Below are 6050 nucleotides of genomic sequence, written 5' to 3' on the forward strand. Positions count from 1 at the left end.
GTCATAGCGATGAAATTCTTGAACATATTCATAAAAGAGCAGTGCGGCTGCTTCCGAACACTGCGGGTGCACGCACTGCGAAGGAAGCAATACTGGCTTCTCAACTCGCTCGCGAAGCACTCCAAACCAATTGGATAAAGCTTGAAATACACCCTGATCCACGATATTTACTTCCCGACCCAATAGAAACGCTACAGGCTTGCGAAGCCTTAGCAAAAGATGGATTCATAGTGCTGCCCTACATTCACGCGGATCCCGTTTTGTGTAAACGTTTGGAAGATGCAGGCACAAGCGCGGTAATGCCATTAGGATCACCTATCGGCAGCAACAACGGATTGAAAACACTAGATTTCTTACGTATCATCATTGATCAGAGCAACGTGCCTGTAATCGTTGATGCAGGAATTGGCTCACCTTCAGACGCCGCCTTAGCAATGGAAATTGGTGCTGATGCGGTTCTAGTAAATACCGCAATCGCTTCTTCAAAAAACCCGGAACTAATCGCGGATGCCTTTGCGATGGCTACCATTGCTGGAAGGAAAGCTTTCGAAGCCGGTTTAGCGCCCCGGTATAATAAGGCTGTAGCCAGTAGCCCTCTTACAAAATTTCTAGATCAAATAACACCATAAATGGAACGAACTTTTAACAATACATTCGAAAAATTCAAATGGGATGATATCAAGAAAAAATTGAAAAACATAACGCCTCGTGACGTCGAGTTTGCCCTGGGAAATGAAAAACGCACACTGGAAGACTTTCTGGTCCTAATCTCCCCTGCTGCTGCGCCATTTTTAGAAACCATGGCTGCAATTTCTCATGAAATAACTGCAAAGCGTTTCGGAAAAAACATACAACTTTTTGCACCACTATATTTGAGTAACGAATGCAATAACATATGTACTTACTGCGGTTTCAGTCTAGATAATGCTATAAGAAGACGTACACTATCCGCTGCAGAAATAATAATGGAGGCCCAGACGGTACGATCGATGGGGTTTCAGCACATACTGCTAGTATCGGGAGAAGCAAATCAGAGTGTGGGAATCGATTATTTTTTAAAGGCTGTGCAGCAGATTAAAGACATTTTTCCCCAGATATCGATCGAAGTACAGCCGTTAGATCAACCCGATTACAACCGTTTATCAGAAGTCAATGTAAACGCTGTACTCGTATACCAAGAAACTTATAATCGCGATGTATACAAAACGTATCATCCTAAAGGTAAAAAGTCTAATTTCGACTACCGCTTACAAACACCTGACCGCATCGGCAAAGCGGGTATGCACAAAATCGGCTTAGGAGTGCTTCTCGGATTGGAAGATTGGCGAATCGACAGTTTTTTTACTGCCTTACATATCGAATACCTACAACAAACCTATTGGCGTACAAAATACGCTGTTTCCTTTCCTCGCTTACGTCCCGCCGCAGGAGCCGCAAAGCCGAACTTTCATATGGATGAACGTGATCTCGTTCAACTGATTTGTGCTTACCGATTGTGGAATCCCGATCTAGAATTATCATTGTCGACTAGAGAACAAGAGGCATTCCGTGATCATGCACCAACATTTGGTATTACCTCCATGAGTGCCGCTTCCAAAACAAATCCCGGCGGATATGCTGTAGAACCACAGTCTCTCGAGCAATTTGAGATAAGCGACGACAGGCCCATAGAAACTATTATTCAAAAGATACGAGAAGCGGGGTATCAACCAGTCTGGAAGGACTGGCAACCAGAATATGCAAATGTCCCATTTAGTGAACAAATTTATCCATAAGAAATGAATATACACTGATCCAATACCTCACTCTTCTGTTAACTAAAGTTAAAATAAAACCTATTAAAACATAAAAATGCATCAATGAAACCAGATTTTAAATAAATAATTTGCAATTGTTTTTCAAAATATATATATTTAGAAACCTATTAACTTTTTATGTTTACTAAAATCATCATCGTTGATCAACAGAATATTGGAACAGTACAATTTCATGCGTATGTCGTTGTTATGCCTAATGATGAAACAGGTTTCGCAATCTATCTGAATGATTTTAGTTCGCCATTGATATTTTTTGGCCAAGAAAATGGCTCAAACAAAGTGAATTTCAAAGTGGATGACGATCAATTTCAATGGATAGTGAAAAACAGTAAATTCAGCAAAACAGAGCGTAAAAATTTCTATAACGAATTTGATTACTTCATGCGTAATATGGAACATCGGGCCAAGGTTTATCTATTCCGAGATAACACGGTAAATTACATATCAGCATCGCGCGAGATTGTTCGGTATAAAAACCAATATATCAACGCAAAAGTATAGCATTACACATTCGCGGTTGTAACGCTCTCCGAAGGTATCTCCAAGGCACTAATAAATCGAAGTTTAAAAATGTTAAGATGAATCCTCAACGAATCCCGACGGTATTGACTATAGGTGGGTTTGACAGCATCGGTGGTGCCGGAATCCAAGCTGATCTCAAAACGATAGCAGCGTTAGGCTGTCACGGAATGAATGTTCTAACGGCCTTGCCCGTGCAGAACAGCCATGGGATCCGTTCAATACACAGTATACCCTCAAGAACAGTAAAAGAACAGCTATATGCGGTCTTAGAAGATATCTACCCCGACGTCATAAAGATCGGAATGATTCATACAGTACCCAATGTTAAAGTTCTGGCTTCTGTATTAAAAAACTACAAAGGCGAGATCATAATTGATCCCGTCTTAAAAAGCACAAGTGGTCATGATCTTCACCAAGGAGAATTTAAAACTATTCTTATAGAAAGACTATTCCCTCTAGCGAGCCTAATTACACCTAATCTTCCGGAAGTATTTGATCTTACGGGTATAACGGCAACAAACTTGATATCAATGAAAAAGGCGGGTATACAACTTTTAAAATCAGGGGCAGAAGCTATTCTAGTAAAAGGTGGACATTTAGAATCTCAAAAACTCTTGTCCACACTTATTACCTCGGACGTGCAGTCAACTACTTACTCGACAAAAAAAATAGACACAAAGAATACTAGGGGTACTGGCTGCACACTGGCATCGGCAATAGCGTGTTTTAGAGCGATAGGATTCCCTCTTTCTCAGGCAATCCAAAAGAGTATCGATTACGTCGACACCCGTATTCATGCTAGTATAGATATAAACCTAGGACAAGGGAATGGCTGCCTGGTTCCCGATCAAAAGTGGAATGATCATTAAAACAATAAAAGGACATCAGTATTTGATACAGATCAATACATCGATGTCCTTTGAATCATGATATTTTTATTTGCGTGCTCTAATCTAATATTATAACTTCAACACGTCTATTTTGTTGACGTCCTTCTGAACTTTTGTTAGTTGCAACAGGTTTAGTTTGTCCTAACCCCCTTGTTGAAATCCGTGATTCTGAAATCCCCGCACTCTCAAGAAAAGTTTTAACGGAAGTAGCGCGTTTTTCTGAAAGCCACTGATTATAATTTTCTTCACCTGTAGCATCCGTGTGACCATCAACACGTACATTTTTCGTCTTGTCTTCTTTCATCAGCTTAACAAGTTTACTTAACTCTACTTTTGCCTTATCGGTTAAGTAAGAAGAATTGATCGGAAATAAAAGATCTGATGATAATGTAAATTTGATTCCCTCATCCGTACGAGAAGCATCTTCGAATTCACCTTTCACATTCTTAAGCCCATCGTCTGTACCATCTTTTGTTACGACAGCGCCCTTATTCACTGCGATAGCTTGTTGTTTACATGAAGTCGCCCCTAAAACAGCAACAAATAACAACGCAACTGTACCTATATGTCTCATGAAATTTGCTTTAGTTATTGCTGTAAAGATAGTAAATTTCGTCGTATCACGAGCTAATAATTCGTCTTTTTACTCTTGCGGAAACAGCTTTACTAATAACGCTTTAATTTCTGGTATTTCTTTATATAGATCCCATATCAGCCCCGATCGAGCATTTTCAATACAAACGACAATTGCCGCCTGATTTGTTGCAAAATACTCATCTGAAACGTCGTTGTTTCGCAAATCCAACCAGGCACGAAATCCATATTCGCTAAAAAAGTTCTGTCCGTAATTATTATACAAAGCAAGCACGGCTTTATGTCCTTCATTTTCTAATAAAAACATAGACGCCGGAGCGATAGCGGGATTGATCCGATAACTTCCAATAGAATCATTTAATTGATAGAAGCCCCATATATCTGAATCAGTAGAGCCTACCCCTATCTCATTGTCTTTACGTTTGCGCACTAGAATATAATCTCGTACGGATTCTTCCCATTCCATATCTGGGTCTTTCAACAATTTAGGATCGATTACAAAAAATGGTTTATAGAAATCAATCAAACTTCTTCGTTCACTTCCATACCTTAACACCTTACCAAACATTGCTGTATCCTGTCGAACAGGAATACGATCAGCACGGTTGACACCATTTGCGATAAGATCGCTGTCAAATATATTAAAGGCTATACGAAATGATTCCTTAACGATTGCCAAAGTATCACTGGCTAGATTATCTAATTTATTATACTGAGACGCATATCGTGTATCCTGATATTTAACACCATTTTCATAAGCGGATAAAGGAAGGTTATGTTTAGGTGCCGCCATAGCAAGAATATAAGCATTAAGCGATTCATTAACCCCTCCCAGTGTAATCTGTTCGTTGATGGAATCAATGTTCGTGACTTTCTCCACAAGGACGTCCGAATATCCCTGGGCGACCAATTTGTCCCACTCTATATTTTCCCACAACGTTGTGATACGATTTCTGAGATCAGTTTCTAAGTCGTCATCTTTATCGAAATATTGACGAGCCACCAAAAGAGCTTCAATCATCGAGGAAGTTGCTAAGACGTCGTAACCAGCATCACCACCTCGATAATCAGGTAGTCCTGTCCTACCTTCAAAATATGCTGGAAAAACACCGAAACGGTTTTGTGCTTTCGACAGGAAATAAACCATACGCGATATTCGCTCTAACGCAAGCTGACGATTTACCGTTTTCTTCTCCACGCCTACAATAAGACTTAATATTGAATTGCCACTTTCCTTGACAGACACAACAGCGCGTTCTTTCATCCGAAACGGGAGATACATGCCACTATTAATGTCGTAATTTTCAACAAAATAATTAATATGAGCGGCCTGTACTAAATCTAACAATTCCGATTCTTCCAATATTTTGGTAGTTACTTCTTTTACTTCAGAAAAAGGAGATTCGATGTAATTATAGTCAACCCATGCTATTTTGTAAAAATAGGTTTTATTTGTACGTGGAACGTAATCTAAACAACTTTGCATCGATATCGGTCGAATAGAAACCGGCGTAAATGTCTCATTATCTTCTGACCGATATATTTTAATATATCGAATTGACGGTGTAAGCGGCAACTGCCATTGCAACTTTACTTGATTGTCATATGCTACGGCCGACGACAAAATCGCCGGTGATGATAGCTTTACATTTGACACATTCTTTGGCAAAAACTCAACTTGATCAATATAAATCTGATGTGTTCGATCGCTCGTCTGATTCTGCGATAACAAAATCGCTCGAACCTGTTCCTTAGACACAAGGTTCTTGAATTTCGAAATTGGAATTTTAACATTAATCCACATATTGTAATCAAAATCCTCCATAAACGATGCGAGTTCCAATGAATCCGTCTGCGTGTCCTTTTGCTTAATTCCAATTCTTGGAAGATCTGCTTTCTTTGAATGCTCGGTCTTAATGAAAACCTTCATCACTAAAAAATCACCGCGATCAACTTGATAATTCAACTTTTGACGGCTATATTGTAAATCTACTTCCCACGCTCCACCATTTCCTGATTGATATTGCAACGACAATGCATTTCCTGGCGTAAAAAAAAGAGTGTCGGAAACAAGTAAATGATTATTCAAATTTTCAACCCAAGAACTGCCTATATAACTGACTTTGCTTTTAGCATATACGCCTTGTACCAAACTATTATCAAAAATAACTTCTGGATACGTATCGGCAATTGCGGTGCTAGTCACACCAAAAGCCAGCCATGTGCA

General features: G+C 39.5%; 6 protein-coding genes. 4 read left to right on the forward strand and 2 right to left on the reverse strand.

The window, feature by feature from the left end; all coding sequences use genetic code 11:
• The 4 genes from HP439_RS17095 to thiD form a co-directional block, all read left to right on the forward strand.
• The coding region (locus HP439_RS17095; RefSeq protein ID WP_172391552.1) for a thiazole synthase at window positions 1–629 on the forward strand (629 nt) is incomplete at its 5' end.
• Window positions 630–1775 (forward strand): 2-iminoacetate synthase ThiH, encoded by a 1146-nt coding sequence (thiH, locus tag HP439_RS17100; RefSeq protein WP_172391553.1) that lies wholly within the window; start codon window positions 630–632, stop codon window positions 1773–1775. It begins immediately after the preceding gene.
• Window positions 1776–1934: 159 nt separating this feature from the next.
• Window positions 1935–2318, forward strand: coding sequence for a hypothetical protein (locus HP439_RS17105; protein ID WP_172391554.1), 384 nt, complete (start codon window positions 1935–1937; stop codon window positions 2316–2318).
• 77 nt (window positions 2319–2395) lie between these two features.
• A complete protein-coding gene (gene thiD / locus HP439_RS17110; RefSeq protein ID WP_172391555.1) occupies window positions 2396–3208 on the forward strand; it encodes a bifunctional hydroxymethylpyrimidine kinase/phosphomethylpyrimidine kinase in 813 nt (270 codons plus the stop codon).
• 79 nt (window positions 3209–3287) lie between these two features.
• On the opposite strand, the gene HP439_RS17115 is transcribed toward thiD, so the two are convergent.
• On the reverse strand, window positions 3288–3803 hold the full coding sequence (locus HP439_RS17115; RefSeq protein WP_172391556.1) for an OmpA family protein: 516 nt from the start codon (window positions 3801–3803) through the stop codon (window positions 3288–3290).
• Window positions 3804–3872: 69 nt separating this feature from the next.
• Window positions 3873–6050, reverse strand: a 2178-nt coding sequence (locus tag HP439_RS17120) for a glucoamylase family protein (RefSeq protein ID WP_343043562.1), incomplete at its 5' end; no start/stop codon positions are given.

The sequence above is a fragment of the Sphingobacterium shayense genome (genome assembly GCF_013179575.1).
Lineage (GTDB): Bacteria > Bacteroidota > Bacteroidia > Sphingobacteriales > Sphingobacteriaceae > Sphingobacterium > Sphingobacterium shayense.

Excerpts from the sequence above, each read along its gene's own strand:
- thiH (WP_172391553.1), top strand. The coding sequence starts at position 630 with ATGGAACGAACTTTTAACAATACATTCGAAAAATTCAAATGGGATGAT.
- HP439_RS17105 (WP_172391554.1), top strand. The coding sequence starts at position 1,935 with ATGTTTACTAAAATCATCATCGTTGATCAACAGAATATTGGAACAGTA.
- thiD (WP_172391555.1), top strand. The coding sequence starts at position 2,396 with ATGAATCCTCAACGAATCCCGACGGTATTGACTATAGGTGGGTTTGAC.
- HP439_RS17115 (WP_172391556.1), bottom strand. The coding sequence starts at position 3,803 with ATGAGACATATAGGTACAGTTGCGTTGTTATTTGTTGCTGTTTTAGGG.